Consider the following 25,413-nt stretch of genomic DNA (forward strand, 5'->3'; position numbering starts at 1 on the left):
TTATGCAGTTTATCCGGCACACAACCACAGACAGTGAAGGGTTTCAAAAGGCCCTTGCACTCTATCAAACTAGCTTTCCAGTCCGTGAGCAAAGGGGGCTCGACGAACATATCCGAGCTCTGACGAATCCGCAGTTTTACTGTGAAAGCATCTGGGATGGGAAAGAATTTTTGGGTCTGATGTTTTATTGGGAATTCAGCGGATACAGCTACATTGAACATTTCGCTATCCAAACCGATCTTCGCGGAGATGGGATTGGTTCTCAATGTCTCAAAGAATTTTGTAATCAAAGAGACCGCGTGATCTTAGAAATCGATCCGCCTGTCGATGACATATCCATTCGTAGAAAGGGATTTTACGAGCGTTTGGGATTTCATTACGATGGATATTTCTACATGCATCCTTCCTATCAAAAGGGATGCACTCCTCATCAGCTTCTGATTATGAGCTGGCCCAAATCCATCACGGAGGAAGAATACCGTGCCTTTTCCGGTGATTTATGGGGAACGGTCATGCAATACAGCCAAAATCCCAATCCTGTCTCATAACAAATCCATTAAGAGGAAGGACAAAATCCCCGTCCGCACGCTTGCAAGTTGTGGGACGGGGATTTTTATGTCCAGACGTTTACGGACGAATCCGCAAACGTTGCCCTGGATAGATCAGATCCGGCACTGCGATGTCATTGAGCCACATCAGGCGTTGTACGGTCGTTCCATATTTCTCTGCGATTCTAGATAGCGTATCGCCGGGACGTACTACATACCATTTTGGTACGCTTGTGTTCGTATTGGTATCCGGTACGAAGATCCTTAGTTTTTGACCTGGGTAAAGCACATCCGTGTCAACAAGGCCATTATATCGGGCAATATCATTGACCGTCGTGCCAAAGTTTTTGGCAATATTCCAAAGAGTATCGCCCTCTCTCACTGTATAAACAACGATGGCTGGCATTGAAGCTCTCTCCTTTACTAAAAGTTAATAAAATACGCCAATCCATCTTATGTACCATACGGACAAGAAGTGCATCCTTCCCTCCTTTTCCTTTTCATTTTCCTACAGCAAATACACAAAAAAGTGGCACGTTTGAACGCTTACGCATATTTTATGCAAATGGATCGAAAGAGCTCTTTTGTGAGCATATCTCTTCATACTACACAATTCCTTTACCAATTTTTTACAGGATTTTAAATATTGCACAAAGAATTAGGCTTGCAATTATGCAACATGTATGATATAATCCTTTATGTAAACTACAAGGAGGGAAACATGAAACTATACGACATTAGCGTGGGTGAATTTGTGAACCTGCTTGAACATGCAAAAGGGAACATTTATTTGGTTACGGAAGAGGGTGTTTCCTTTGGGTTGAACAGCAAGCTGGCACAGCTTTATGGTATTAAGATGCTGCTCGAAGACTCAAATGACAACAAGGTTTCTCCAGAGATTATCGTAGAAGACAAGGAGGACCAGGAGATGTTTCTTCGCTATTGGATGTCCCGGTGCGCCAGAGTAAGCGGCTGGACATCGAAATAATAGCAGAGGAGTCCTAAGGATTCTTGTCTATCATTTACATTGTATTTCAGTAGTTTACATGGTATAATATACCTAAATCCTAAAAAATTAATTGGAGGGAATAATTATGAAATTATATGACATCGATATTCAGAAACTTCTTGATCTTCTTGATAAAGCACAGGGAAATGTCTATCTGGTAACAGAGGATGGCAATACCCTCAATCTTAAGAGTAAGCTGTGCCAGCTATACGGTGTACGCGCTCTTCTGGATGGCGCAAAAAGCTCTAAGGTTTCGGCTGAGTTGAAAGTGGAAAACCCGGAAGACGAATCCATGTTCCTGAACTATATGATTGGCAACTAACAAGCTTTCACCCAAAAATGATTCGTGCCGCTGCAACTTTTAAAGTTGCAGCGGCACTTTTTTGACCCTCTAGAGACAACCAAGGACCGTCCGGGGAAGGACGGTCCCATCGTTGGTTGTATTGGTAAAAAACTCATGTAGGCAAATGATACGGAATTGCTTCCGTCGAAAAGTAAAACCCGCTTTCCGGCCGCCAATTCTTACCGAACAGCGGCCAGAAAGACAAAATCCATCCATCAATTGCGCGGAAATTGTAATTGGATGATTGGGTCCAAACTGTAGCGACAAAAGAACGCGTTATTAAACCGTCTCTGTCTCGCTATAAGTAGTCACCGTCTCAGATCCGTTGAAGACTGCAGTTACCTTCACGCGATAGGTTCCCGAAGAAACCGATTTTTCCTCCGAGATATAGATATAATCGCTGGATTCGGTGTCGGTCCAAGTCTTTACAGTGGACCAGCTGCTGCCGCTCTTCTTCTGAAGAGTAACTGTCAGCTTAATCTTGGACACATTGGATTTTCCCTGTGCTTCTGCATCTACATAGGCGGTTTTGCCGCTGATGGACAAAAATGCCTCTACACGGTCCGCATAAGTATAGCGCGGCTGAATCTCAATCGCACTAACCTGATTTGCCGGAACTTCTGTTGCGGCCATTGCGTTGGCGCCTACGCCAAACATCATACAAAATGCACAAAGGACAGCTGCGAATTTCTTAAACATGGGGAATTCCTCCTTTAATATTGATACATCTATTAACAACGACAGGAAAACCCCAAAGTGGACAATAACTTTCACTTTTTTTCAAATTTTATTGAAATTTTTATAATACAGATGTACTGTTTTCAAAAAGACTATACAGAGTGGCTTGCCGATGCAGCTCTCAGACCGTCAGTTTCTCCATGAAATTCAAAACAAAATATTTCGTATGTCTATAAAACAAAACTGCATCCCTTTTTGTCTACAACAAATATGGGACCGATCTGTTGACAATCTACAACTACAAAAGCTTCAGATTTCCGAAATGTTTCCGAAATTCACTTTGGTCATTGTCAAACAAGGTGTTTCGTAGTATGCTAATCTAGACAACTGAATCGAAAATGTCTTCGGGGCAGGGTGAAATTCCCGATTGGCGGTAAAGTCCGCGAGCGTAAAACGCATGATTTGGTGTGATTCCAAAACCAACAGTATAGTCTGGATGAAAGAAGATTCCATCAGCTGTAGCAACACGTTGTGACGTTTTGCGGTTTGCTGCGCTTATTAGCACCTGAAAGGCATCTCTTTTCGGTGCTAATTTTTTTGCGGAGGGAACAACAGATGGAAAGCAAAACAAAAAGAATTACAACAATTGCAATGCTATGCGCGATTTCCTACGTGGTCATGGCCGTTGGGCGTGTACCAGTCGTATTGTTTCTCAAGTATGATCCTAAAGACGCCATCATCGCACTGGGAGGCTTAATTTGGGGACCATTGACCTCTTGTATCGTTACCATAATTGTTTCTCTTATGGAGATGATTACAGTCAGCGACACAGGCCTCCTGGGGTGTGTCATGAATGTTTTATCTTCATGCGCTTTTGCTTGTACTGCCGCGGCAATCTATAAGAAAAAGCATACGTTGTCCGGTGCGGTCCTTGGGTTAGCAGCGGGATGTGTAACCATGGTTACAGTGATGATGGTTTGGAATTATCTGGTCACTCCTCTTTATATGGGGTACCCTAGGGAAGCCGTCGTCGAATTATTAATTCCGGCGTTTCTCCCTTTCAATTTGTTAAAATCCGGACTCAATGCTGGAATTACATTTTTACTGTATAAGCCGGTCATCACTGCCTTGCGAAAAGGTGGGTATATCTCCATGTCGGAAAAGCAAAGTCAGGGCAAACCTACCGGCCTAATCCTGTTGGCTGTTGTGGTCATCATCACTTGTATTCTGTTTATCCTATCCATGAACGGGGTGATATAAGGATGGAAGAACAACGAAAAAGGGAGCCTAAACCTATTTGTACCATATCAGGCACGGTCATTCACGGACGAGGAATTGGGAAATGGATAGGAGCCCCTACTGCAAATTTAAAACTGGAAAATAGATGTAACTTGCCAGAATCCGGGGTATATATAGCACAAATTCTATGGAACGCCAAACGATACTACGGGATTACTCATATTGGGAAACGCCCCACGGTGGACAACCAAACGGATATTTCCATCGAAACACACATCTTAAATTTCGATGGGGATCTATACGGCCAAAAGATAGATGTGCAATTATACCAGCGTCTTCGCGGCATACAAAAGTTCGATGATTTTTCAAGGTTATCTGAACAAATCAAACAGGATTGTCTTTTCGCACAGAGTTTCTGGGAAATTCAGCAAGATGCTATTTCGTTTACTATGGATGCCAAAACTCATGATGTAATCATCGACAACCAGAGCATTTATTTATCTGTAAAGGAATTCGATGTCTTATATCTCCTGTATTCCCATCCGAAAGCCGCATTTACAAAAGCCCAGATTTATGAATCTGTTTGGCATGAACCGGGCAATTATCGCTGCCATGCTGTAGAAAACACGGTGTTTCAAATTAGGAAACGTCTCGAACCATATGCAAAAGGGCACGACTTTATAAAAACAATTGTCGGATATGGATACCGTTACCACGAATTCTAAAAAGATTATCCCACACCATGTATTTCATATGAGCAAACATGTTCCTTGTCCTTAAACGCGCCAAGCCTTGCGAATTCTAATTTTATAGGTATTAAAATTTGGGGATCGTATTGGCTTAGGTTTTATGCAACGGTGCTGTGCTTTTCTTTTCATTGCACGGCACCGTTTCTTTTCAACATTGGATCTTTTCTTTATGTGTACGATTCGACATTGGTAGTCAAAAATACCGTTCTTTTACTGTCTTTCTTTGCTTCTGACACTTTTAAAGAATCAAAAAACTAGGAATCTTTTCCCTGCTGCAACCGATAGGGCCCGATTCTCATTCAATCGTTTGACGATTCCCAATGCATAAGAGAACAAAATTTCTACCAGATTTCGGTAGGTCTTTCACAGAATAAAACCGAACCACCAAAAACAATTCTGGTAAAATGGTTATTAACTACTTCCTCTTACCCCGTTATACAAATAGAATCCCCTGCAAAGAGAAAATCTCTCCTTGCAGGGGAATGATGTCCTTTTACATTCAAGCAGTATATGGCTTTTGTTCCACAATCTTACCATCCGCGCCAAATGTATAGGAAACGCCATCAATAATTCGAATGGTATTGATAACATACTGACCGTCTTCGTAATAGTACTTGTCCCCGTCATATGTAGCCCAACCAGTCGTCGGATATGTAATCTGGGGCAATTTAAACCATTTCGTCCACTTGATATTCTTTCGTCCAAATACTTCTTCGTACTTCATATCCTCGCCAGAACTCCGATTGTCAATCGCCATGTTGTTGCCAACATAAACGCCCACATGGCCTGGCTGATAGAGAATCAAACCATGAATTCGTGGAAGGGACGATGGGTCGTTATAGTCAATGTTTCCAGAAACTTCTGCACTCTGCAACATAGCACCGGAGCTTCCTGCGACTGACATGGAACCTGGATTCGGATTCTTTCCCTCTCCCTGCCACCAAAGATAGGATTTGATCAAACCGGAACAATCACTTGCTCGTTTATTCCCCACAAACTGTCCGTAGCAGCCACTGCGGTACTTCCAACCATTCTTGTACGCCAGCAGCACATGATCTGCCAACCCTACACCGGTCTTTTCCTCCGCAGCTTTTGCTGCAACGCTATGACCAAAAGACACTGTAATGGTCAAAGCTGCAAACAGCAGGGTAAAGAAAAGCAAAAATTTCCGATTCAATGGAAACCCCTCCAATTTTTTACTGTCTCCCGTGGAAACAGCTTGTCCTTTTTATTCAAATATGTAACAATCTTTACATACAAATTACAATCTGTAACAAATTGGTTACAGTATAGCACACATAGCATTACATAGCAACCCTTTTTACGAAAAAAATTACAAATTGTAACCAGTGAAGCTTATAAAATCAAAATAATCGCACAAAAACCGTGCGCAAACAGAGAAAAACCCCAGCTGTTTGCGCACGGTTTTTTTAAATTATAACAAGTTTGTAATTTTTATGTTCCCTCTCGCAAAAGGACTTAACCGATGTACCCGAGAATTTTTTTGACAATTTCATCCGTATGCATGCCGCGGGACCCCTTTACCAACACAATATCCCCCCTGCGGAGAATGCTCTTTAGCACCTCAGCGGCCTCCTCATTGGCATGACACACATGGCAAGGAATCTCCGGCCTGACGGAACGCGCTCCCTCTGCGATCGCCGCTGCACGCTCTCCAACGGTCACAAGGACATCCAAACCGGTTTTGGCAGCGTATGCTCCCACTTCGAAATGCGCACGGTGTTCCAACTCCCCCAGTTCCAGCATATCCGCCAAAACCGCTAAACAGCGTCCATCCTGCTCTCGAAGGGATTCCAACATATCCAAGCTGCTTTTAATTGCATCCGGGCTGGCATTGTAGGAATCATCGACCACAGTAATCCCATTATGGCGGTGCAATTGTTGCCTCATAGCCAAAGGCTGGTATTCCTGGAGTGCTTTTGCAGCTTTCCCAAGATCAACTCCAAGTGAATGGGAAACCGCGAGGCTGGCTAATGCATTTGTTACATTGTGAAGTCCCAGAACAGGGAGTTCTACCTCCTGTTCAATTCCTTTTGCGCGGAAAACGAAATGAATTCCGTTCGGATGAAATGCGATTTTCTCAGCCCGATAATCGCACCACGGCTGCATACCAAAATATTGTGTCCTCACCCGAAGCTTTCCGCGGAGATTTGCCAACAATGGATCATCGCCATTCAAAAATAGGATGGAGTCCTCCCGAAAACGATCGATGATATGCAGCTTTTCTCCCAAAATATTCTGTTGTGTTTTCAGCTGTTGAATATGAGAGATTCCGATGTTGGTGATAACCGCATAATCAGGTGCGGCAATTTCCGCCAAACGGCTCATCTCGCCAAAGTCGCTCATTCCCATTTCCACCACGGCTGCTTCGTGTTCGGGTCCAAGTCGGAAAATCGTCAATGGCAATCCTACTTGACTGTTGTGATTCCCCTCGGTCCGCATGACATTCTTCTCCGCGGAAAGTGCCAACGCGATCATTTCCTTGGTTGTCGTCTTACCGACGCTTCCTGTCACCCCCACCACGGGAATCGAAAATCGCGCGCGATGTGCTGTAGCAATCAACTGCAAAGCGGAAAGGGTGCTCGGCACACGAATCCACGCATTGGAATCCTTCATCTCCGTATGTTCTTCTGTCAACGTTGCCACTGCGCCTGCAGCAAAGGTAGCAGTGATGTACGCATGCGCATCTGTCCGTTCCCCCTTGATGGGAACGAATAGTGCACCCGGCTCGATTTTCCGGCTGTCTGTACTCACAGAAGTGACCACTGCCTCTGGGTCTCCGCACAGGAGCTTTCCTCCACAGGCCCTTCGAATCTCCCCTACTGTCATCTTCATATTTCTCTGCCTCCTTTTCTGTTCCATATTTGAGAGACTGTTGGCTTTTAAGCTAACCCCTCTTCTTTTAAAATATCCGCGACAACCTCGCGTTCGTCTAGATGGTACTTCACGCCCTTGATCTCCTGGTAATCCTCATGCCCTTTGCCAGCCAGGACAATGATATCTCCTTCCTGCGCATGATCCATACAATATTGAATGGCCTGCTTCCGATCTGGGATGACAATATATTTACCGTTTGTTCGATGCAATCCCACCTCGATGTCTGCGATAATATCCATCACATCTTCAAAGCGGGAATTGTCGGCCGTCACAACGGAAAGATCCGCCAACCTTCCACTGACTTCCCCCATCTCATAACGCCGGGAACGCGCCCGGTTACCACCAGCGCCAAACAGGCAAATTAAACGGTTCGGGTGGTATTCTCGCAGCGTCTCCAAAATATTCTCCATGCTGACTGCATTGTGCGCATAGTCGATCAACAGCGTATAGTTCCCCGGCACTTTTACCGGCTCCACACGTCCCTTGACCCTCACTGCATTCAAACCGCGCCGGATATTTTCCTCGGTCACGCCAAAGTGGCGGCAAACCGCAATGGCCGCCAAGGCATTGTAGACACTAAAATGTCCGGGAATATCAACGTCTACGCCAAACGAATAAGGCCCCTCCAATTCAAAATGCACGCCCAGATACCCCGGTCGGGAGAGCAAACGTTCCTCTTTTGCGCGCAATTGTGCTTCTTCATGGAACCCATAGGTCTCTAACTGGCAGGTATGTCCCTCCGTGATTGCCTGCCAATTTTCATCGTCCATGTTTACAATTCCCAATTCGCACTGCCGAAACAGGAGAGCCTTGCATGCACGATACTCTTCCAACGATTTGTGCTCATTTCCTCCGATATGATCCGGAGAAAAATTGGTAAACAATCCAATCGCAAATGTAAAACCTGAAACACGATGGTCGCGCAACCCAATGGAGGAAGCCTCGATCACCGCCGCCTGGCAGCCCTCGTCTGCCATTTCCCGCAGTGATCGCTGTACCTCATACGATTCCGGAGTTGTATTTTCTGTTTTGATGATCTTCTCACCAATTACCGTGCCGATTGTACCGATCAAGCCCGTTTTAATCCCTGCATCCTCTAAAATAGAGCGAATCATGTAAGAAGTCGTGGTTTTCCCTTTGGTGCCTGTAAGGCCTACCACACGTAAGTCCTTGGCGGGATGTCCAAAATACGCTGCTGAGAGGACAGCAAGTGCATAACGGGTATCCGCTACCAACACGACGGTCACTCCCTCAACCTCGACCGCATACTGGGCGATGACCGCCACTGCGCCCGCTTCTACAGCCTGTTTGGCATAAAGGTGTCCATCTACGTTGGCTCCACACAAACAGACAAACGCACAGCCGGGCTTGACCTTGCGTGAATCATAGACCAAATCCGCGATTTCCTTTTCAGTACTCCCGGTAGCTTGATACTCCAGTCCTTCCAGCAAATCTTTTAACAGCATATCGTTTCTCCGATGCGCCAACCAGGCGCTCCTTTCTGCACAAAATTGCTTCGATTCAAAACAGTTATGTTTATTCTATACTCAATAAGGAATATACCTTTTCTATTTCATTTTCATTCGTGAAGTCCTCCGCTGCAAGGGCATTGTGGAATTCTTTTCGCAACGCGGAATCCGTTAAGAGCTTTTCAAGCCCCTCTGCAATCCCTTCCGGCGTCATAGGGACAATCAATCCATTCTTTCCGGAGGTCACTTGATCCGCTGCTGTGGAGAAGTCTGTTAATAAAATGGGTTTACAAAGCACCATGGCTTCATCCACTGCGATCGATTTTCCTTCAAAGCGCGACGGCTGTAAGTATACCTCACACGCGCGCAAAAAGGGATATGGATTGGCCTGTTCTCCCAAAAAACAAACATCCTGTTCGATTCCCAGTGAACGCGCCTGCTCTTTCAAAGATTCCTCCTCTGGACCGACACCAATGATATACCAGCGGAACTTCAATCCTTTTTCTCGAAGAGCCGCTATCGCAGGCAGGGCCAGGTCCAACCCTTTCTGCGTAGAAAGCCGCGCAATCGTCAACACCCGGCTTCCTTGGAAGCCGTCCTTGAAATTCGCTGGCTCCTCCGCCATTTTCCGCAAAAAACGCGCCGAAATAATATTATAGATCACATGAAACTTTTCCTGAAATTCTGGAAAATTATCCCCTAAAGCGGCCTTACATCCCTCTGACACCGTGCAAAGAGCGTCCAGTTGCTTTACATAGGGACGGTCAAAATCCTGATTTAAGCCCATCGCATTGTAATCCCCATGAATAAACCCGATCTTCCTCTTTGCCTTTACTTTTGTAACGGCATAATAGATCGGCTGCCCCTCCATAAAGGCAACAACTGCATCGTATTCCTTCTGAGCGGAATGTACAAAGTGCTTCTCAATCTTCCACATGCGCACCAGACGGTCTCCCATTCCTCCGGGAGTTTTCCCCGCGAAGGTCACCAACAACCGGCAGATTGCTACAAGCGGATGACCCTTTCTCAAAAGGGCGGTTAGCGCTTGGCGGATATTCAACTTATATTCCGCAGGGAACAAGGGCGGCAATAAATGCACCTGAGAAGGCACACGCTCCAGAAAAAGGCCCTCGTTGGCGAAAAGCTGCAAATCAACCTCGTACTTTGCAAAATCGAACAGGGAGAGCAAAGTCACCAAGCTTTTTTCAATCCCGCCGCTGTGCAGACTGTAGTTGATAAAAAGCACCTGCTTTTTCCGGGACATGTCGTTCCCTCCTTCGGTTATTTTTTTTGCGTATCACGGAACAGCATATGGGTATAAAACCGATAAAAGGCATAGACAACGGCTGGATTCCCCGTACGAATCACCCGCAGGATCAACCGGTCTGACCGGTTCCCCTCCGCGAGATAATTGGAAGCCGCCGCCTCCTTGAGCAGCGGTGTATTCAATATCTCTTGGACCTCTGCCTTACGCTGCTTGGAATCCGCAGGGTTATGCGGACTAAAACAATTTACCAGTGCCGAGTGTGCTGCATTCCGAAGCAGCCAAGCCAAGTGGCGCTCTCGATATTGCTCATACAACTTTTGCTTTTTCAGGAACTTCTGTACCAGCTGAAAACACTTGGTCAACATTTCCATCTTATGAGGGCGATAGCGGGTGCTGAGCGATACCGGATTATAGCGATAATGATAATAGGCGCCCTTCGCAAACACAATCTTCTCAGCCAACGCATGCGCCATAATCGATACGGGCAAGTCCTCCAACATGACCTCCTGCTCATTGGGATACAACAGATGGTTCTCGACAAACCACTCCCGCCGGTACAATCGACGCCAAGCACATCCTAACATCTCTGTTGTGCGCCAAGGGCTCCCACTCACCGAAGGACCGATCAATTCTTCCAGCAGCGCTCGATTGCGCTCTTCGTCCGATCCAGAAGCCTGTAGCGGAACACTGCAAGCACGGCTCTCCCCGTCAATTAAGTTCTCACGCATGTAATTAAAGACTACCAAGTCCGCCGAATGCTCCTTTGCTGCCGCATAGACGGTTTCCAGCATTTCCGGGTCCACCCAATCGTCCGAATCTACAAAAGCAAGGTATTCTCCCGTCGCACGGGCTACCCCGTAGTTGCGGGTATCTCCCAACCCGCCGTGAGGTTTATCCAGCACCCGTACCCGTGCATCATTCTCATAGGAACGGGCGATTTCCAACGATCCATCCGTAGATGCATCGTTTATCAACAATACTTCTATATCCTCCAATGTTTGGGACAAAATACTCTTTACGCACTGGTCCAAGTATGCTTCTACATTATAAACCGGTACAATCACACTGACTTTCGGCAAATAAAAGCCCTCCTTTCCGCCTTCTTAAACACCAAGAAATACAAGGATGCGCTGCATCATTGCCTTCCAATCGTATTGTTCTTCTGCAAACGTACGCTCTTGTACGCTACAATTCGGCTGTCTACGGCAGCGCTCAACAAATGCGATCAACCGTTCCATATCTACAGGAGTATCGTCATTGGGCACTCGAAGAGCGAAAGGTTCCTTTCCAGTAAGACTGTCATCGTCGTATGCATAGAGAAACGGCAGGCCTGCAGCCGCATATTCACGCGCTTTCAAGGAGGAACAACGTGTCAGACCTCGCCGAAAACATCCCAGCGTAGAAATTCCCACATCCGCTGTGCGGTACGTGCAGTTGAGCGCATCACCTGTTTGAAAACCCGGACAAAGCACCTCTTTCTCCAAGCCCAGGGACTTTACCTGCGCCAAAAAATCCGGCATTTCCGTGCGGTCTCCCCCCACCAGAACAAAGTGCAATGGATGCCGCCCGCCTGCCTGCCGGTACGCCTGCATTCCCCGTAAAATACGATCATACCCTTGCCACCACAGGGTGCCTGCCACCCCCAACATGGTGATAGGTTCCCCTTCCTGCTTTGGGGGAACAACCGGTATCGTATCCGTATCAATACCATTGTCCGCATTGATCGCTTTTACACCGAAAAAGTGGTCCGCATGATTTCCATAGAGCACAACGCCATTGACCAATCCCTTCAAAGATCCCCCTGATAGGCGGTCCCCCGCTATGTTGGCAGCAATCTTTGCTGCAGTTACTGCTCGGGCCTTTAGCCCCTCTGCGTATTGGAGGTTTCGCGCGTAATCCTTTAAATAAGGGTAATTGGGTATTTCTATTCCAATATGTCGCGTTCCCGCTCGTTTGGCTGCTCGGCATAAACGAATCGCATCAAAACTGATTCGGTCCAAACGAATATATAGCACATCAAAGCGATGCGAAGCCACATAGTCGGTTGCAATCTGGAAAAACTGTTTCATCACACGGCCTTGCCCAATCTGTACCTCGCAGCTGTCTGCGCCATAAAAACAAAACGTTCTTCCATTCCACAATGTGTAGGTCACATGATAACCTAACTTTTGAAATGCAGACGCCTGCCCGCGAATTTTTCGGGTAACGCCCAGATAAAGCGGTGCATCTTCCTGAAATGTGAGATACAGTAAGTTCATCGATGGCAAAGCCTCCTTTCTAGGGGACAGTCCCCTCTCTATTTTCCTTTTTAATTGTACAAATTATACCATCCTCCCCCAGAGAGGGCAAGTAGAATCTAACCGCACTGGCGGTTGAAATGCATGGGGCGGTATGTTATCCTAAACTTGCACACATCTTGATTGGAGGCATTTTCATGAAGACCTGTCTGGTTCTCCTCACAAAAACGTATCCTTTTGACAAGGGAGAAGAGTTCATCGAAGATGAGGTTCCTGTGCTGGCTAAGGCATTTGACCGGCTGTTTATTGTTGCCACCAGCACCTCCGATACCCCAGAACAAACCCGTTCGGTCCCAGCAAATGCAACGGTTTTTCATATTCCCGCAAGCCATGTCAAACGGGCCCTGTTGAGAACCGCGTTCTCCTATCTTCCCTTCACTCAGTGCAATGGATATGCTGGCCCGGAAGAACGTGCAGCTGTCCGAGGTTCTTTGAAGCGCCGGGGATTCCTAACCTACTTTCTGGCAAAGGCCGATGCTGTTTACCGTGCGGTCTCTAAAAAGTTAGAGGGGTGTGATTTGGAGCATTGGGATGGAGTCACCTTTTATAGCTATTGGTTTTACGATACTGCGCTTGTAGCCGTCCGTTTGCGGGATTGTTGTAAAGCAAAAGCAACACGTGCAGTTAGCCGCGCGCATCGCTACGACCTCTATGCAGACCGCAATGCGACCGGTTATCTGCCTCTTCGCCCTTATCTTTTGAAGCACATCGACCGCGTTTACCCCTGTTCAGCCAATGGAAGCCAGCTGCTGCAAAAAAGTTATCCAGCCTACCGCGACAAGGTAGAGACTGCTTATCTGGGCACCCGTGACTTTGGCCTCTCTCCAAAACCGCAGGAAAACCAATTACAAATCGTCAGTTGTTGCCATATCTCTCCAGTCAAACGTGTAGAGCTTCTAGCACAGGCACTCTCTCTTTTGGAGAAAAGTGGCCTGAAGCTTCGATGGACTCATTTTGGCGGAGGGGATGGGCTGGAAGCATTGCAAGCCTATGCAAAGGAACATCTTTCGTTTATGGATTGTCAGCTTGCAGGGCCCATTCGGAATGAAGATTTGATGGCCTATTACCGGCAACATCCAGTGGATATCTTTATCAACACCAGCAGTTCTGAAGGTCTTCCAGTCAGTATCATGGAGGCCTGTTCCTTTGGAATTCCCGCTATTGCTACGGACGTAGGTGGTACCTCTGAAATCGTCTGTGAGGGAAAAACCGGCTATTTGCTCCCCATGGAATTCGAGCCCTCTGTTCTTGCTCATCATATCACTGCCTTTGCGCAACTTTCCCCTGCGGAACGCCAGGCACTGCGGGCCAATTGCCGCCGTATCTGGGAAGAACACTTCTTTGGAGAACACAATTTCACCCGCTTTGCCGCTGCAATCCAACCCTGATAGAAAAGACAGCCTCGGACCTCCGAGGCTGTCTTTTCTTTATGCTTGAACTTCAATATATGCCTTAAAAATAAAACCATCCTGTCCTTCGTAGGTAATCTTAACCCAATCGCCAGAACTACCGTCTGTATCCACTAAAAAAGTATCCCCCAAGTAGGCTCTACCGATTGCCTGGCTGGTCTGGTCAGGCGCACTACGAACATTCGCATAACTTCCTTCGATGATATTGACAATTCTCCCAATGGTCAGATGCACATCTGGTAAGGCGGGCAATGCCGCTGGGATGAGAGAAGGCTCCTCTTCTGCTGGGGAGGAGGACGCCGGAGCGGAATTCTCTGAAGACGTCTCTCCCTCCTCACTATTTCCAAAACAGCCGGTAAGCAGGAACAGACTTACTACCAACAATAGACAGAAAAACCGTTTCATAGAACGCCTCCCCACATATTTCAATGACATTTAAACAAATTATACCACCAATTGGCAGAATTGTGCAACCGCTCCAATACAAAAATTCCAAAAAATACTGCCTATCGATTATATTTCCGAAAATTGCGCCTTGTATTCCAATAACGCATCTTTTGTTTTGCCCAACGGAAGAAGTCTCCGCCAAAAAAGAGCAAGACATTCAATAGGGACATCAGAATTGCCGCCCTAGAAGCCCAGGTACCAAAGAGGAACGCACCAACATAGTAAATTAGATTAAATTAACGCCAAATATTTCACCTTGATTGGCAAAATAAAGAATAGCAACAATTCAAAATCGGGATAAAGTGCAGCAAAGGCTAAAAAAAGGGACAAATTCAAAAAATGATTGACTCCATAGCCGGTGACCCATGCGGCCAAAATTGACCCTAGTACGCCGCAAAGATAATAAACATTGAACCGAAAGGCTCCCCATTCGCTTTCCAAAGCGTTGCCCAGTAGACAATAAAAATAGAGATTGAATAAAATCCAAAACGGAGAACTGGAGGGGGGCAAAAAGATAAATGTGATCAAACGCCAAATTTGTCCCTGTGCGACTAACCCCATATCAAGTGCCAGTAGCGATTGAACTGGCGCCCCTGGAAGAAACAGATCGATTAAAAAAATCGCCAGCATTATACCAGAGAGATAATACATCAAATGAGGAATCGCATAGCGGCCAAATTTGTAGTCAAGATGATTCAGCCATTTCATGGATAACACCTTCCTTATCTTTCAAGTCTCGGTCAAAATGATTGGATTCATACAACCAACCCCTCTATCCCCTCAGATTCGGGCTAAAATCGGGTATACTAACAACAAATTATTTGAAGGAGGTATCGCTATGCAATTTGATTCGTCCGATCTGGAAAACATCTGTGAAGCTCTACACCAAATGGAGTTTCGTTGTATCAGAAACATTCATCTGATTGAAGATGCACAGCTCATTTCAACAGATGCAAATTCTCAAGTGGAACTGAGCTTGTTGCGGAATCAGCTGCAACGATGCCACACAACTATGGAAAAAATAAAACTTTTCGGAAATTCCGACCAGCATTGATCGTTCCTCAATCTTCGTCTAACACGACCTCATCCGCAAGGTCTGCAATTGCAGCAAATAATGCCTGTGGGTCCTTATGAGTATCGCGCAATAGATCTGTATCCTCTTTATCATTCCCCCATACCGAGAAACGCCCATCGTCCTGACGGACAACTTCTAATTCCGTATACTTCTCATATCGATGTGGATCGAACTCTTTTTGTCCGCCGAATAGTCGATTGATTGCATCCCACTTGTGAGTCCTAAAAAAGTATCGTTTCATCCGCTTTTGCTTCCTTTCTATCCTTTGATTCTTTTCGGACACCAATCCTCTTCTATCGAATAAAATATTGGTGGAGGTGTGAATCATGGTTGTAAAAATGAACGTCTACCACTGTATGAACCCCAAAGAGAACCCTGAACCTCAGTGGATGAGGCGCCCCAAAAATGCGGGCGATCCCCAAGAGGATCTAGTCAAACGGTTTAAAGAGTCGCCGGACTCCTTTTTCCCTTCTTTTTATCCACCCACAAAGCCCGATTCCGAAACATAAGCGCCAGCTCTGAAAGCCTTCTTTCCGAAAAAGGGAAAGAAGGCTTTCAGAGGACTCATCCGTTTTGGACGCTTATGGCCGCACAAAATGTCCTTTTGTTCGAACTTTTGAGATTTAAAACTCTGGCATGATAAAGAAAAAAGAGAGCCAAAACAGCTCTCTACAGGATGGGGTCAAGTCCCCGAGGAATAGAAAAAGGTCGTACCATCCACAACCTTACACCAATCGGATCGCTCCAAAATATCCAGAACCTCGCTGCGCTTTACTTTTCCGCCCAGGGCTTTCGTCACCTCAGGCATACGAATCAGGCGGTCTGGATTCTGTTTAAAAAATGCTTCCAACTGTCCTTCCAAATTGGAGGAACCCTGTGCCTTCTGCGGCGTTGTCGCTGGTCTAGAAACACGCCGGTCGATTAAGAAAGCCTCTGTATGCTGTTTGACATACATAAGAAACATGGTCTTGATTCGACTTACCAAGCGCGGTTGAAGACCCTCTGATGCTGCAAGTTGATCAAATCTGCACCGAGCCAAATCCGTCATCGTTTTGTAATGGTGCCGCTCACAATAAAGAAGAAACGGCCGATAGATCTCCCCGGAATAAATTTGCTCGATTTCGTCCACAATAACATTCCTTTCCTAACTTAAAGTCGTGCGAGAAATCATTATACAGGAATCAATCGAAATCTGCAAGCATTTTCCAAAAAAACAGGAAACAATGGATCGTTTAAACAGAAACGTCCTCTACAACCGATGGTTCTATAGCCACTGAAATGCTCATTTGACGAAAGATTCATTTCCCCGCAGATGTTGCCGAATCTTCTCCAACACATTCAAATATCCTCGCTCATAACTTCCTGCCGGCACCTGTTGAAAAACCACCTCAACATTTAAACTTTCAAGCAAAGAGTGCAGCTGTAAAAAGCTTTCCCTTTCTTCTCCCACATGGTAAAATACAATGCGATTCTTTATAAAGGAAGCCATCCCGCGGTAATTCGCATTCATCAGGAAAGCCCGATACGTCAGCAGCCACCAGACGTCCACCTCCACCCGATCCAACCCATAGCCAACGAAAAAAAGGTCGTGCGTAAAAAACAGGTCTGCAAAACTTCCGGTGCTCTTCCGTTCTCCTCTTAGCAGATTAAATAGTACCACATCACGTACGCCCGGTTCGTGGGCGAGCAGCATCCCTCTCAGTTTTGCCAAAGCCCCTGCATAATGTTCAAAACCTAAGCAAACCGAGGAAGGGGCCTTCGCCTCTCCATGAATATGCCGGACTATCTTCCCTCCTACGATCTGCTTGCGGTATAAGCTATAACGAATTTCATCGCTCCCCGCCCTTATCCCACGCTGAAAAAAACCTGGGTCCCATGCATACTCCAACATATAATCATAATTGGTCGTCAAAATTTCTTTCACCGGCAGTTCCATCAAACACCTATGGAGCACTTGCGGCTGACTTTTTGGATTCAACATGGACGAAACAACACAGGTTTTGATCCGCCGGAATGCCTGATCCCCAGAAAAGCGCCCTTTTTTCAAAGCAATATTGGCAATGCGTTCAAACTCCATGGTAAAGGAAGCATTTTTGTTTCCTGACACACCTAGTCTTTCCGCCAAACTTTCTAACATACCGCCCCAGGAATGTAGAGTCGGATAACAGCGGTTCAAGCCATTGCCAACAAAAAGTGCATTCGGCATTTATTCATCCTCTTTCTAAGTCTTTTGGCCCCCTCTTTCAAAAAGCGGATTTGGTGAGTATGTGAATAAAAATGCGGATCTCCCCCAGTTACAGCTCGACATTGAAAGAAACACGGGATAATTGTATCGTTAACATTCGGAGCAAATAAAAATGAAATGGGTTCAACAAGCTATTTCGAAGTGAAAACAGCTGAACCAACGGAAAACAAAGGAGGTAAAAATGGACCAAATATGGATGGATCTATATAACGCTGCAAAAGCAGTTCAAAATGACCGGGTCCTTTCAGAACAAATCCGTGCAGGATGTGTAGCTGCGGCCGTTGAGTCAAACTCCGGGAAAATCTATGTTGGCGTCTGTGTAGATACAGCGTGTTCCCTTGGTATCTGTGCAGAAAGAAACGCCATATTCAACATGATAACCAATGGGGAAAATGAGCTGAGGCGCGTCGTAGCGTTAATGCCAAACGGAAAAACGGGAGCCCCCTGTGGCGCATGTCGTGAATTTATGGCTCAACTCATGCCGGGCAAATGCAATCAAGTACAAATCATGATGGATTATGATACCAATCAGATCTTGACTCTCAGTGAACTGACGCCAGAATGGTGGATATAGATTTAAGCGATTCCATGGAGTAGAGTGAAGTTAGGCACGATAAGGACATCCTATCTCTTTAGCCATGAACAAGCATGAAGCATTATCCATTTTTTGAAATCTCATTTTTCATTTTCCCTCAGTACATATCCCAAAGTATAACAGATCCGTTTTTTGTAACCATGCCTAAATAGCGACAATCAAAAAAATACAGATAACAAAAAGTCCAGGACCCCAAATGGTTCCTGGACTTTTTGTGGAGCTGCTAACCAGAATCGAACTGGTGACCTCATCCTTACCAAGGATGTGCTCTACCGACTGAGCCATAGCAGCAAAATGGCGACTCGGAACGGGATCGAACCGTCGACCTCTAGCGTGACAGGCTAGCGTTCTAACCAGCTGAACTACCGAGCCATATGGCAGGGGCAGAAGGACTTGAACCCTCGGCACGCGGTTTTGGAGACCGCTGCTCTACCAACTGAGCTATACCCCTATTTCTTTGCGGTACCCTCAAGCGCGAGATTAATTTTAGCATTTTCTACACAATCTGTCAATAGCTTTTCCCAAACTTTTTTTAAAAATTATTTCCAAAGAAAAGGAAGAAAAAACGGGCGAATTCGAACCACGTTTTCGCCCGTTTTTAACCAATTCTATGTAGATTCCCCTCCAAATCAGATGGAAATCTTCAATGCAATATCATAGAGTTCTTTGTTGAAAGGACGCTTCATCGCCAACGCCTCGGTAATGTCCAAATCGACAACCTTACCTTCGCGAACCACAATGACACGATTGCTGCGGCCGCTCTCAAGCAGCTTTACCGCTTTATAACCCATCTCACTGGCTACTACACGATCGCGCAACGTCGGCGAACCACCGCGCTGTACATGGCCCAGAACGGTTGCACGCGTCTCAATTCCCGTGCTCTCTTCAATCTTCTTTGCCAACTCTGTCACACCGCCGACGCCTTCAGCCACCACAATAATGAAGTGTTTCTTGCCAGTTTTCTGGGTAAACCGCATGCGGTCGATAATGTCCTTCTGGAAGTCAAACGGAACTTCCGGAACCAGAATCACGGTTGCGCCCACTGCAATTCCTACCTGCAACGCCAAGTCGCCACAGCGGCGGCCCATTACCTCTACAACGCTGCAACGATCGTGGGACTCTGTCGTATCACGCAAACGGTCCACCATTTCCACCGCTGTATTCATGGCCGTATCAAAACCGACCGTGTACTCGCTGCTAGATACATCGTTGTCGATGGTACCAGGAATACAGACACAGGGGATGCCTGCTCCAGTCAGGTCGCGCGCACCGCGGAAAGAACCATCGCCACCGATCACCACAACGCCTTCGATGCCCAACTGGTGGCACATATCAGCCGCCTTCTGAACTCCTTCCGGCGTATTATATTCCTTACTGCGCGCTGTATACAGCATTGTACCGCCATGATGGATGATATCCGATACACTGCGGAGATCCATCGCAAACACGTCGCCGTTCAACAAGCCGTGATACCCTCTGTGAATACCAAGAACTTCCATTCCAGAAGTCAACGCTGTACGCGCCACTGCACGCACCGCTGCATTCATACCCGGTGCATCACCGCCGCTTGTCAGCACGCCAATTTTTTTCATACTCATAACCGTATCCTCCTAAAACAAAATCTATTTGATTTTATAAAGCCGCGCCCGTATGGCGCTGATACTGGATTCTTTGTCTAATTATCCCTATTATAGCGTATTTTGTAAGAACTAATCAAGACATAAATATGGATAAATGAACCCGCTATATGGAAAATTCACTCATTCTTTCACAAAAGCAACATTTGCATTCCCCAAAACCTTACGAAGTTCGCGCAATAACACATCATTTACATCCACACGCATAGCGGTAGGAGCAAGCATCAACTTTTTCGTATCTTCAAAATAAACATATAAGGGAGTTGGTCCATCAAAGATCAACAGGTATTTCTTGGCCTTCTCATATAAAGGGCTCTCTTTTCCTGGAACTTTTAGATATAAACCGGGCCGCTTTGTTTTTCTTTTGGGCGCCCTCTCCACGGGATGTCCTTTTTCTGGAGCAGGAAGTACCTGTTCACAAACCAGTTTGGTCTCCTCATCCTCGCGCATACTGACACGTCCGCGCATCTGTACAATATTTCCCTCTGCAATGAGGGGCGCATACTGCGTCAAAGTATTTGGGAATACCAGGGCTTCAATGGAGCCAAACATATCTTCCACGGTGACAAAAGCCATTGTGCTATTGTTTTTTGTCACCTTCAAACGAACCTTGGTAAGAATTCCCAACAGTGTTACGTTGTCGCCGTCATGGTAACGGTCCAGCTCTTCATCCAATAAATCTCCCGTCTTTGCTGCATGCAATCGGTCATATTCTTCTAAATACTCTGCCATTGGGTGTCCGGAAAGATACATTCCCGTCACTTCTTTTTCCATGGCCAACTTATCCGCAATGCTCAAGTCCTGCATAGGTCCGACCGTAAATTCTTCCTCCGCCGCCTTTGGAGTTAAGCTGTCAAAGAAACCCAGCTGTCCCTCAACATTGCGTCGTTTGTCCGCATCCAACGACTCTAGGACAGAAGCAACGCTCTCCAACATTTGCCTACGGTTATAACCTAACTGGTCCAACGCACCACATTTTACCAAACTTTCCAATGCACGGCGGTTTAAATCTTTTCCATACATCCGCTTACAGAAATTATAAAACGAGGTATACGAACCATTTTCATCGCGTTCCTGTAGGAGACTGCTGATGAATCCCTTTCCCAGATTCCGGATTGCCAAAAGCCCAAAACGAATGTCTTGGCCGTCAACGGTAAAGCCGTTGCGGCTGAGGTTGACATGGGGAGGCAATACGCGGATTCCCAAACGAACACACTCTGCAATGTAGCGCGCCAACTTGTTTGTATTGTCCAAAACACTGGTGAGCAGCGCCGCCAGGTACTCTCGCGGGTAATAACATTTCAGCCAAGCCGTCTGATAGGACAGGGTTGCATAAGCAGTTGCATGCGATTTGTTGAATGCATAGGAGGCAAAACTCTCCATCTCGCCGAAGATCGCTTTGGCGGTTTCTTCATCCACTCCACGGCGGATACATCCCTCGACTTCCACCATGCCGTCCTCATTGACCAAACCATAAATAAAAATCTGCCGTTCCTTTTCCATTACAGCCGCTTTTTTCTTGCTCATGGCGCGGCGAACAATATCAGCACGCCCGAGGGAATACCCCGCCAAGCTTCGAAAAATCTGCATAACCTGTTCCTGATAGACAATACACCCATAGGTGACGTCCAGAATGTCCCGCAACAGCGGATGGCGGAACCGCACTTTCTCTGGATGATGGCGGCACTCAATGTAGCGTGGGATGGAATCCATCGGCCCGGGACGGTACAGAGAAATCACCGCAATCAGATCTTCCAGGTGCTCCGGCTTCAGCTGCATAATGACACTGCGCATTCCACCGGATTCAAATTGAAAGACCCCATCCGTCGAGCCGGCGGAAAGCATGTCAAAGACTTTTTGATCGTCCAACGGAATCTTCTCAATCTGAAAATCCGGGTCCTTTTCCCGAATCATCCCCTGCGCATCGTGTATGACCGATAGGTTCCGCAAGCCCAGAAAGTCCATTTTCAGCAGACCCAGTTCTTCCAATGTCGTCATGGTATATTGTGTGACGATCGAATCATTATTCTTTGCCAACGGGACATATTCGCTTACCGGGCGGTCTGTAATTACGACTCCGGCCGCATGTGTAGAAGCGTTCCTGGGCATTCCTTCCAGCTGGCGGGCCATATCGATCAGCTCATGAACCTGCGGGTCCGTATCATATCGCTGCCGCAACTCTTGGGAAGCCTTCAGCGCCTTTTCCAGTGTAATATTCAGCTCCATTGGAACCAGCTTTGCAATGCTATCCACAGTCGCGTAGGGAATCGCCATAGCGCGTCCCACATCACGAATCGATCCGCGTGCCGCCATCGTGCCAAAAGTGACAATCTGCGCCACATGATCGCTGCCGTATTTACGCACCACATAATCGATCATCTCTTGCCGGCGCTCATCGCTAAAATCAATGTCAAAATCGGGCATACTGATCCGTTCCGGATTCAAAAAACGTTCAAACAGCAGATGATACCGCAATGGGTCCACACCTGTAATGCCGATGCAGTATGCAGCTAAGCTGCCCGCCCCGGAACCACGCCCAGGTCCCACCGGAATCCCGACACTTTTCGCATACCGGACAAAATCGTATACAATCAGGTAGTAATTGACATACCCCATCTTTTCAATGGTGGAAAGTTCGTACTCCAATCGCTCAACAATGGCAGAATCCGGATGCTCTCCGTAGTATTTGTACAACCCTTCATAACATTTCTCGCGAAAATACGCTGTGTTTTCCTGCCCGTTCGGCGTATCAAAATGTGGTAACTTCGTCTTTCCAAATTCAAACTCTACACGACAGCGCTCTGCAATTTTCCAAGTGTTGTCAGCAGCCTCCGGATGATCTGGAAACAACGCGCGCATCTCTTCCTCCGTCTTATAGTAAAATTCATCCGAGGCGAATTCCATGCCGTCCTTATCTTCGACGGTATGGTTCGTTTGAATGCACAAAAGAATATGGTGCATCTTGCTGTCTGCACGTTGAATATAGTGGCAATCGTTCGTAACCACCAATGGAATTCCGGTATCCTTAGACAGACGAATCAACGACGGATTGATCAATTTTTGTTCCCGAATTCCGTGATCCTGTAGTTCCAAGAAGAAATTCCCGTCTCCAAAAATATCCCGATAGTGCAAGGCCGCTTCCTTTGCCCGCTCGTAATCATTTGCTGTAAGTGCCCGTGGAATCTCTCCTGCCAGGCAAGCAGACAGCGCAATGAGCCCTTCATGGTATTGCTCCAGAAGCTCATAGTCCACCCGCGGCTTACTGTAAAACCCTTCGATCCAACTTTTTGATACCATAGCGGCTAAATTTTGGTAACCAGTGTTATTTTCACAAAGCAGAACCAAATGGCGATGCTCAGAATCAAGTTCACGGGTCTTATCAAACCGGGAACGCTGTGCCACGTACACCTCGCAGCCAATGATCGGGTTAATGCCGCGCGCCCTTGCCGCCTTATAAAACTCCACCGCGCCATACATCACGCCGTGGTCTGTGATCGCCACCGCTTTATCCCCACGTTCCGCCGCAGTATCCAAAAGACGGTTGATGCGGCATGCGCCGTCTAAAAGGCTGTATTCCGTATGCAAATGCAGGTGCGCAAACATGTCGCTTCCCCCTTTTCCATAAATGTAACAGGTTCTTATCGCTCGGATCGACTTTCTGCCAATTCCACAAGGCGTTGTAAACGATGATTGACTCCGGATCGGCTCAACGGAGGCGAAAGCGTCTCCCCCAATTCCCGCAGGGACATATCCGGATTTTGCAGGCGCAGTTCTGCCAGTTCGCGCAGGTCTTCCGGCAATTCTCCCAATCCCGTAGAGGCAACAATCTTCTGGATTGCCAACAACTGTCGGGCTGCAGCTGTTGCCGTTTTTCCAAGATTTGCTGTCTCAAAGTTGGTCCGGCGATTGACCTGATTGCGAACCTCTTTGAGCATCTTGACCTGCATGAGCTCCATAGCGGCCGATTGAGCGCCCAAGTATGTCAGCACATCCGTAACCTGCTCCATTCCCTTGCTATAAACCACAAACGCCCCCCGCCGATTGCTCAAACCCGGCTGTAAATTTTCAACACCACAGGTCTGTAGGATACATAAAAGATCCTTTGCCAAATTGCTATAAGGCACAACAAACTCCAGATGATACTCCTTGTTTGGATCGGTTACCGTGCCGCAACACAAAAATGCACCGCGCAAAAATGCCGCTAGGCAATCCGGGCAGAGGAAGTTCTGCTTATGAATACGCAGGTTCATCTCCCCCGCTTCATGTCCAAAGACGCTCAACAGGCGTTCTCTCTGGTCGTCCCCCTCTACAAAGACGGAGAAGGTATTATGATTCTCCTTCTTACGGGAAAAAGAACTGCGTAGATCGACGATGACCCCGGCCACCTGTGCCGCCAATTGAGCCACCTGATGGGCGACAGAGGCATTTTCTGTTACCATACAGACCGACGATCTTGAAAAACCCCTGCCAAATAAAAGTAAACCGTAGCACTCCGCCCTTCTGCAGCAGGAGCGCTGCGGTACTGATTTACACATTTCATTTTTGGTATCTGCCGCAAACGACACGATTTCACCGCCTTACTGTCCAATTCCGGTCTTCTGCCAAGCACAGACTTTTAAAAACCGTTTATTTTCGAATATCCCGATGATTGACGCTTGTCCGATGCCCTTTTTCCAGAAGATGATCGTAAAGCAGCTGAGCCAACGCGACGGAACGGTGTTTTCCTCCGGTACAACCGATCGCAATCACCAACTGACTCTTCCCTTCATCACAATAGAGCGGAATCATGTAGTCGATCAAACTGATAAGCCTCTGCACAAAGCCCTTTGTCTGCTCCCACTTCATCACGTAGGAGTATACCGGTTCATCCAAGCCTGTGAGAGGTTTGAGTTCCTCGATATAAAATGGATTCGGCAGACAGCGCACATCAAAGACCAAATCAGCTTCCGTTGGGATGCCATACTTAAAACCGAAGGAGACACAATGAATCATCAGAGCCTGGGAAGCATCTCCCAAAAACAGGTTGGAGATGCGCTCTTTGAGCTGTGCCGGAGAAAGAAAGGATGTATCAATGATATAATCCGCTTTTTCTCGGACGGGGCGCAAAATCTCACGTTCCAGCTTAACCGCTTGTTCCAGAGAACCCAGGTTGTTCTCTGCCAAAGGATGTTTCCGGCGCGTCTCCTTAAAACGGTTGATGAGCACAAAATCGTTTGCATCCAGGAATAAAATGCGATAGCGTTTATCCTCATTTCTTAAATCGTCCAATGTCTCAAACAGACTGCTGAACATATCGCCCCCGCGGATATCCGTCACCACAGCGACGCGAGAAAAAGTGTTCCCCGCCTTGGCACACAGATCGTAAAACGTAGGAATCAGCTTGGGTGGGATGTTGTCCACACAATAGAACCCTATGTCCTCCAAAGCATCCACCGCTCGGGATTTTCCTGCCCCAGAGAGGCCTGTGACGATTAAAAATTCCATGAAAACTCGCATCCTTTCCTGTAA

26 protein-coding genes, 3 tRNA genes and 1 riboswitch are annotated in these 25,413 nt (G+C 46.8%); of the genes, 9 read left to right on the top strand and 20 right to left on the bottom strand.

Going from position 1 to position 25,413, the window contains the following annotated elements:
* The first annotated feature begins 2 nt into the window (after nt 1–2).
* Entirely contained in the window at nt 3–548 is a 546-nt protein-coding gene (locus tag B9Y59_RS08995; RefSeq protein ID WP_054324249.1) for a GNAT family N-acetyltransferase, read from the top strand.
* A gap of 79 nt (nt 549–627) precedes the next feature.
* On the opposite strand, the gene B9Y59_RS09000 is transcribed toward B9Y59_RS08995, so the two are convergent.
* The gene (locus B9Y59_RS09000) at nt 628–954 is read right to left on the bottom strand and encodes a LysM peptidoglycan-binding domain-containing protein (RefSeq protein WP_054324187.1); all 327 of its coding nucleotides are present in this window, start codon (nt 952–954) and stop codon (nt 628–630) included.
* Nucleotides 955–1,269: 315 nt separating this feature from the next.
* Here B9Y59_RS09000 and B9Y59_RS09005 point away from each other — a divergent pair, with 315 nt between their 5' ends.
* Together B9Y59_RS09005 and B9Y59_RS09010 are read left to right on the top strand one after the other, a co-directional pair.
* Nucleotides 1,270–1,536 carry a hypothetical protein gene (locus B9Y59_RS09005; RefSeq protein WP_054324186.1) on the top strand — a complete coding sequence of 89 codons (267 nt, stop codon included), beginning with the start codon at nt 1,270–1,272 and terminating at the stop codon, nt 1,534–1,536.
* Between the two features lie 106 nt (nt 1,537–1,642).
* Nucleotides 1,643–1,879 carry a hypothetical protein gene (locus B9Y59_RS09010; RefSeq protein ID WP_054324185.1) on the top strand — a complete coding sequence of 79 codons (237 nt, stop codon included), beginning with the start codon at nt 1,643–1,645 and terminating at the stop codon, nt 1,877–1,879.
* 300 nt (nt 1,880–2,179) lie between these two features.
* Here B9Y59_RS09010 and B9Y59_RS09015 read toward each other — a convergent pair whose 3' ends face one another.
* Entirely contained in the window at nt 2,180–2,599 is a 420-nt protein-coding gene (locus tag B9Y59_RS09015) for a hypothetical protein (protein ID WP_054324184.1), read from the bottom strand.
* Nucleotides 2,600–2,974: 375 nt separating this feature from the next.
* Nucleotides 2,975–3,090, top strand: a riboswitch (FMN riboswitch).
* Nucleotides 3,091–3,193: 103 nt separating this feature from the next.
* Here B9Y59_RS09015 and B9Y59_RS09020 point away from each other — a divergent pair.
* Together B9Y59_RS09020 and B9Y59_RS09025 are read left to right on the top strand one after the other, a co-directional pair.
* The gene (locus B9Y59_RS09020) at nt 3,194–3,838 is read left to right on the top strand and encodes an ECF transporter S component (RefSeq protein WP_085533035.1); all 645 of its coding nucleotides are present in this window, start codon (nt 3,194–3,196) and stop codon (nt 3,836–3,838) included.
* A gap of 2 nt (nt 3,839–3,840) precedes the next feature.
* The gene (locus tag B9Y59_RS09025; RefSeq protein ID WP_085533037.1) at nt 3,841–4,542 is read left to right on the top strand and encodes a riboflavin kinase; all 702 of its coding nucleotides are present in this window, start codon (nt 3,841–3,843) and stop codon (nt 4,540–4,542) included.
* Nucleotides 4,543–5,065: 523 nt separating this feature from the next.
* Here B9Y59_RS09025 and B9Y59_RS09030 read toward each other — a convergent pair.
* The 6 genes from B9Y59_RS09030 to B9Y59_RS09055 form a co-directional block, all read right to left on the bottom strand.
* A complete protein-coding gene (locus B9Y59_RS09030) occupies nt 5,066–5,743 on the bottom strand; it encodes a C40 family peptidase (protein WP_085533039.1) in 678 nt (225 codons plus the stop codon).
* A gap of 302 nt (nt 5,744–6,045) precedes the next feature.
* A complete protein-coding gene (locus tag B9Y59_RS09035; RefSeq protein WP_085533041.1) occupies nt 6,046–7,422 on the bottom strand; it encodes a UDP-N-acetylmuramoyl-tripeptide--D-alanyl-D-alanine ligase in 1,377 nt (458 codons plus the stop codon).
* Between the two features lie 47 nt (nt 7,423–7,469).
* On the bottom strand, nt 7,470–8,930 hold the full coding sequence (locus tag B9Y59_RS09040; RefSeq protein WP_085533044.1) for a UDP-N-acetylmuramoyl-L-alanyl-D-glutamate--2,6-diaminopimelate ligase: 1,461 nt from the start codon (nt 8,928–8,930) through the stop codon (nt 7,470–7,472).
* 70 nt (nt 8,931–9,000) lie between these two features.
* On the bottom strand, nt 9,001–10,197 hold the full coding sequence (locus B9Y59_RS09045; RefSeq protein WP_085533046.1) for a glycosyltransferase: 1,197 nt from the start codon (nt 10,195–10,197) through the stop codon (nt 9,001–9,003).
* A 17-nt stretch (nt 10,198–10,214) separates the two neighbouring features.
* Nucleotides 10,215–11,279, bottom strand: a complete 1,065-nt coding sequence (locus B9Y59_RS09050; RefSeq protein WP_085533048.1) for a glycosyltransferase family 2 protein — start codon at nt 11,277–11,279, stop codon at nt 10,215–10,217.
* 24 nt (nt 11,280–11,303) lie between these two features.
* Entirely contained in the window at nt 11,304–12,458 is a 1,155-nt protein-coding gene (locus tag B9Y59_RS09055) for a glycosyltransferase family protein (RefSeq protein ID WP_085533051.1), read from the bottom strand.
* Between the two features lie 176 nt (nt 12,459–12,634).
* Here B9Y59_RS09055 and B9Y59_RS09060 point away from each other — a divergent pair, with 176 nt between their 5' ends.
* Complete coding sequence (locus B9Y59_RS09060; protein WP_054324175.1) at nt 12,635–13,885, top strand: glycosyltransferase; 1,251 nt, start codon at nt 12,635–12,637, stop codon at nt 13,883–13,885.
* Nucleotides 13,886–13,924: 39 nt separating this feature from the next.
* Here B9Y59_RS09060 and B9Y59_RS09065 read toward each other — a convergent pair whose 3' ends face one another.
* Complete coding sequence (locus B9Y59_RS09065; RefSeq protein WP_054324174.1) at nt 13,925–14,311, bottom strand: SH3 domain-containing protein; 387 nt, start codon at nt 14,309–14,311, stop codon at nt 13,925–13,927.
* A gap of 273 nt (nt 14,312–14,584) precedes the next feature.
* On the bottom strand, nt 14,585–15,061 hold the full coding sequence (locus B9Y59_RS09070; protein WP_085533053.1) for a rhomboid family intramembrane serine protease: 477 nt from the start codon (nt 15,059–15,061) through the stop codon (nt 14,585–14,587).
* A 130-nt stretch (nt 15,062–15,191) separates the two neighbouring features.
* Here B9Y59_RS09070 and B9Y59_RS09075 point away from each other — a divergent pair, with 130 nt between their 5' ends.
* The gene (locus B9Y59_RS09075; RefSeq protein WP_054324172.1) at nt 15,192–15,407 is read left to right on the top strand and encodes a hypothetical protein; all 216 of its coding nucleotides are present in this window, start codon (nt 15,192–15,194) and stop codon (nt 15,405–15,407) included.
* A gap of 7 nt (nt 15,408–15,414) precedes the next feature.
* Here the strand turns inward: B9Y59_RS09075 and B9Y59_RS09080 are convergent, their stop codons facing one another.
* Entirely contained in the window at nt 15,415–15,669 is a 255-nt protein-coding gene (locus B9Y59_RS09080; RefSeq protein ID WP_054324171.1) for a hypothetical protein, read from the bottom strand.
* 85 nt (nt 15,670–15,754) lie between these two features.
* Here B9Y59_RS09080 and B9Y59_RS09085 point away from each other — a divergent pair, with 85 nt between their 5' ends.
* Nucleotides 15,755–15,937 (top strand): hypothetical protein, encoded by a 183-nt coding sequence (locus tag B9Y59_RS09085; protein ID WP_054324170.1) that lies wholly within the window; start codon nt 15,755–15,757, stop codon nt 15,935–15,937.
* Nucleotides 15,938–16,110: 173 nt separating this feature from the next.
* Here B9Y59_RS09085 and B9Y59_RS15760 read toward each other — a convergent pair whose 3' ends face one another.
* Entirely contained in the window at nt 16,111–16,383 is a 273-nt protein-coding gene (locus B9Y59_RS15760; protein WP_158088989.1) for a hypothetical protein, read from the bottom strand.
* Between the two features lie 327 nt (nt 16,384–16,710).
* The gene (locus tag B9Y59_RS09095) at nt 16,711–17,634 is read right to left on the bottom strand and encodes an SIR2 family protein (protein WP_085533056.1); all 924 of its coding nucleotides are present in this window, start codon (nt 17,632–17,634) and stop codon (nt 16,711–16,713) included.
* Nucleotides 17,635–17,854: 220 nt separating this feature from the next.
* Between B9Y59_RS09095 and B9Y59_RS09100 the strand changes: the two genes are divergently transcribed.
* On the top strand, nt 17,855–18,247 hold the full coding sequence (locus B9Y59_RS09100; RefSeq protein WP_054324166.1) for a cytidine deaminase family protein: 393 nt from the start codon (nt 17,855–17,857) through the stop codon (nt 18,245–18,247).
* 236 nt (nt 18,248–18,483) lie between these two features.
* On the opposite strand, the gene B9Y59_RS09105 is transcribed toward B9Y59_RS09100, so the two are convergent.
* The 7 genes from B9Y59_RS09105 to rapZ form a co-directional block, all read right to left on the bottom strand.
* Nucleotides 18,484–18,559: transfer RNA gene (locus B9Y59_RS09105), tRNA-Thr, on the bottom strand.
* Between the two features lie 4 nt (nt 18,560–18,563).
* Nucleotides 18,564–18,640 (bottom strand) — tRNA-Asp (locus B9Y59_RS09110).
* A 3-nt stretch (nt 18,641–18,643) separates the two neighbouring features.
* Nucleotides 18,644–18,719, bottom strand: a tRNA-Trp gene (locus B9Y59_RS09115).
* Nucleotides 18,720–18,897: 178 nt separating this feature from the next.
* Nucleotides 18,898–19,866, bottom strand: coding sequence for a 6-phosphofructokinase (gene pfkA / locus B9Y59_RS09120; RefSeq protein ID WP_085533058.1), 969 nt, complete (start codon nt 19,864–19,866; stop codon nt 18,898–18,900).
* Between the two features lie 162 nt (nt 19,867–20,028).
* Complete coding sequence (locus B9Y59_RS09125; protein ID WP_085533060.1) at nt 20,029–23,508, bottom strand: DNA polymerase III subunit alpha; 3,480 nt, start codon at nt 23,506–23,508, stop codon at nt 20,029–20,031.
* Between the two features lie 35 nt (nt 23,509–23,543).
* Nucleotides 23,544–24,440 carry a DNA-binding protein WhiA gene (gene whiA, locus B9Y59_RS09130; protein WP_242967362.1) on the bottom strand — a complete coding sequence of 299 codons (897 nt, stop codon included), beginning with the start codon at nt 24,438–24,440 and terminating at the stop codon, nt 23,544–23,546.
* A gap of 91 nt (nt 24,441–24,531) precedes the next feature.
* Entirely contained in the window at nt 24,532–25,389 is an 858-nt protein-coding gene (gene rapZ / locus B9Y59_RS09135) for an RNase adapter RapZ (protein ID WP_054324165.1), read from the bottom strand.
* Nucleotides 25,390–25,413 lie beyond the last annotated feature (24 nt).

This window comes from Anaeromassilibacillus sp. Marseille-P3371 (genome assembly GCF_900169665.1).
In the GTDB taxonomy this organism is placed as follows: domain Bacteria; phylum Bacillota; class Clostridia; order Oscillospirales; family Acutalibacteraceae; genus Anaeromassilibacillus.

Bases quoted from the DNA above. Each gene is read 5' to 3' on its own strand.
- B9Y59_RS08995 (WP_054324249.1), top strand. From the start codon at position 3: ATGCAGTTTATCCGGCACACAACCACAGACAGTGAAGGGTTTCAAAAG.
- B9Y59_RS09000 (WP_054324187.1), bottom strand. From the start codon at position 954: ATGCCAGCCATCGTTGTTTATACAGTGAGAGAGGGCGATACTCTTTGG.
- B9Y59_RS09005 (WP_054324186.1), top strand. From the start codon at position 1,270: ATGAAACTATACGACATTAGCGTGGGTGAATTTGTGAACCTGCTTGAA.
- B9Y59_RS09010 (WP_054324185.1), top strand. From the start codon at position 1,643: ATGAAATTATATGACATCGATATTCAGAAACTTCTTGATCTTCTTGAT.
- B9Y59_RS09015 (WP_054324184.1), bottom strand. From the start codon at position 2,599: ATGTTTAAGAAATTCGCAGCTGTCCTTTGTGCATTTTGTATGATGTTT.
- B9Y59_RS09020 (WP_085533035.1), top strand. From the start codon at position 3,194: ATGGAAAGCAAAACAAAAAGAATTACAACAATTGCAATGCTATGCGCG.
- B9Y59_RS09025 (WP_085533037.1), top strand. From the start codon at position 3,841: ATGGAAGAACAACGAAAAAGGGAGCCTAAACCTATTTGTACCATATCA.
- B9Y59_RS09035 (WP_085533041.1), bottom strand. From the start codon at position 7,422: ATGAAGATGACAGTAGGGGAGATTCGAAGGGCCTGTGGAGGAAAGCTC.
- B9Y59_RS09040 (WP_085533044.1), bottom strand. From the start codon at position 8,930: ATGCTGTTAAAAGATTTGCTGGAAGGACTGGAGTATCAAGCTACCGGG.
- B9Y59_RS09045 (WP_085533046.1), bottom strand. From the start codon at position 10,197: ATGTCCCGGAAAAAGCAGGTGCTTTTTATCAACTACAGTCTGCACAGC.
- B9Y59_RS09055 (WP_085533051.1), bottom strand. From the start codon at position 12,458: ATGAACTTACTGTATCTCACATTTCAGGAAGATGCACCGCTTTATCTG.
- B9Y59_RS09060 (WP_054324175.1), top strand. From the start codon at position 12,635: ATGAAGACCTGTCTGGTTCTCCTCACAAAAACGTATCCTTTTGACAAG.
- B9Y59_RS09065 (WP_054324174.1), bottom strand. From the start codon at position 14,311: ATGAAACGGTTTTTCTGTCTATTGTTGGTAGTAAGTCTGTTCCTGCTT.
- B9Y59_RS09070 (WP_085533053.1), bottom strand. From the start codon at position 15,061: ATGAAATGGCTGAATCATCTTGACTACAAATTTGGCCGCTATGCGATT.
- B9Y59_RS09075 (WP_054324172.1), top strand. From the start codon at position 15,192: ATGCAATTTGATTCGTCCGATCTGGAAAACATCTGTGAAGCTCTACAC.
- B9Y59_RS09080 (WP_054324171.1), bottom strand. From the start codon at position 15,669: ATGAAACGATACTTTTTTAGGACTCACAAGTGGGATGCAATCAATCGA.
- B9Y59_RS09085 (WP_054324170.1), top strand. From the start codon at position 15,755: ATGGTTGTAAAAATGAACGTCTACCACTGTATGAACCCCAAAGAGAAC.
- B9Y59_RS15760 (WP_158088989.1), bottom strand. From the start codon at position 16,383: ATGTATGTCAAACAGCATACAGAGGCTTTCTTAATCGACCGGCGTGTT.
- B9Y59_RS09095 (WP_085533056.1), bottom strand. From the start codon at position 17,634: ATGCCGAATGCACTTTTTGTTGGCAATGGCTTGAACCGCTGTTATCCG.
- B9Y59_RS09100 (WP_054324166.1), top strand. From the start codon at position 17,855: ATGGACCAAATATGGATGGATCTATATAACGCTGCAAAAGCAGTTCAA.
- pfkA (WP_085533058.1), bottom strand. From the start codon at position 19,866: ATGAGTATGAAAAAAATTGGCGTGCTGACAAGCGGCGGTGATGCACCG.
- B9Y59_RS09125 (WP_085533060.1), bottom strand. From the start codon at position 23,508: ATGTTTGCGCACCTGCATTTGCATACGGAATACAGCCTTTTAGACGGC.
- whiA (WP_242967362.1), bottom strand. From the start codon at position 24,440: ATGTGTAAATCAGTACCGCAGCGCTCCTGCTGCAGAAGGGCGGAGTGC.
- rapZ (WP_054324165.1), bottom strand. From the start codon at position 25,389: ATGGAATTTTTAATCGTCACAGGCCTCTCTGGGGCAGGAAAATCCCGA.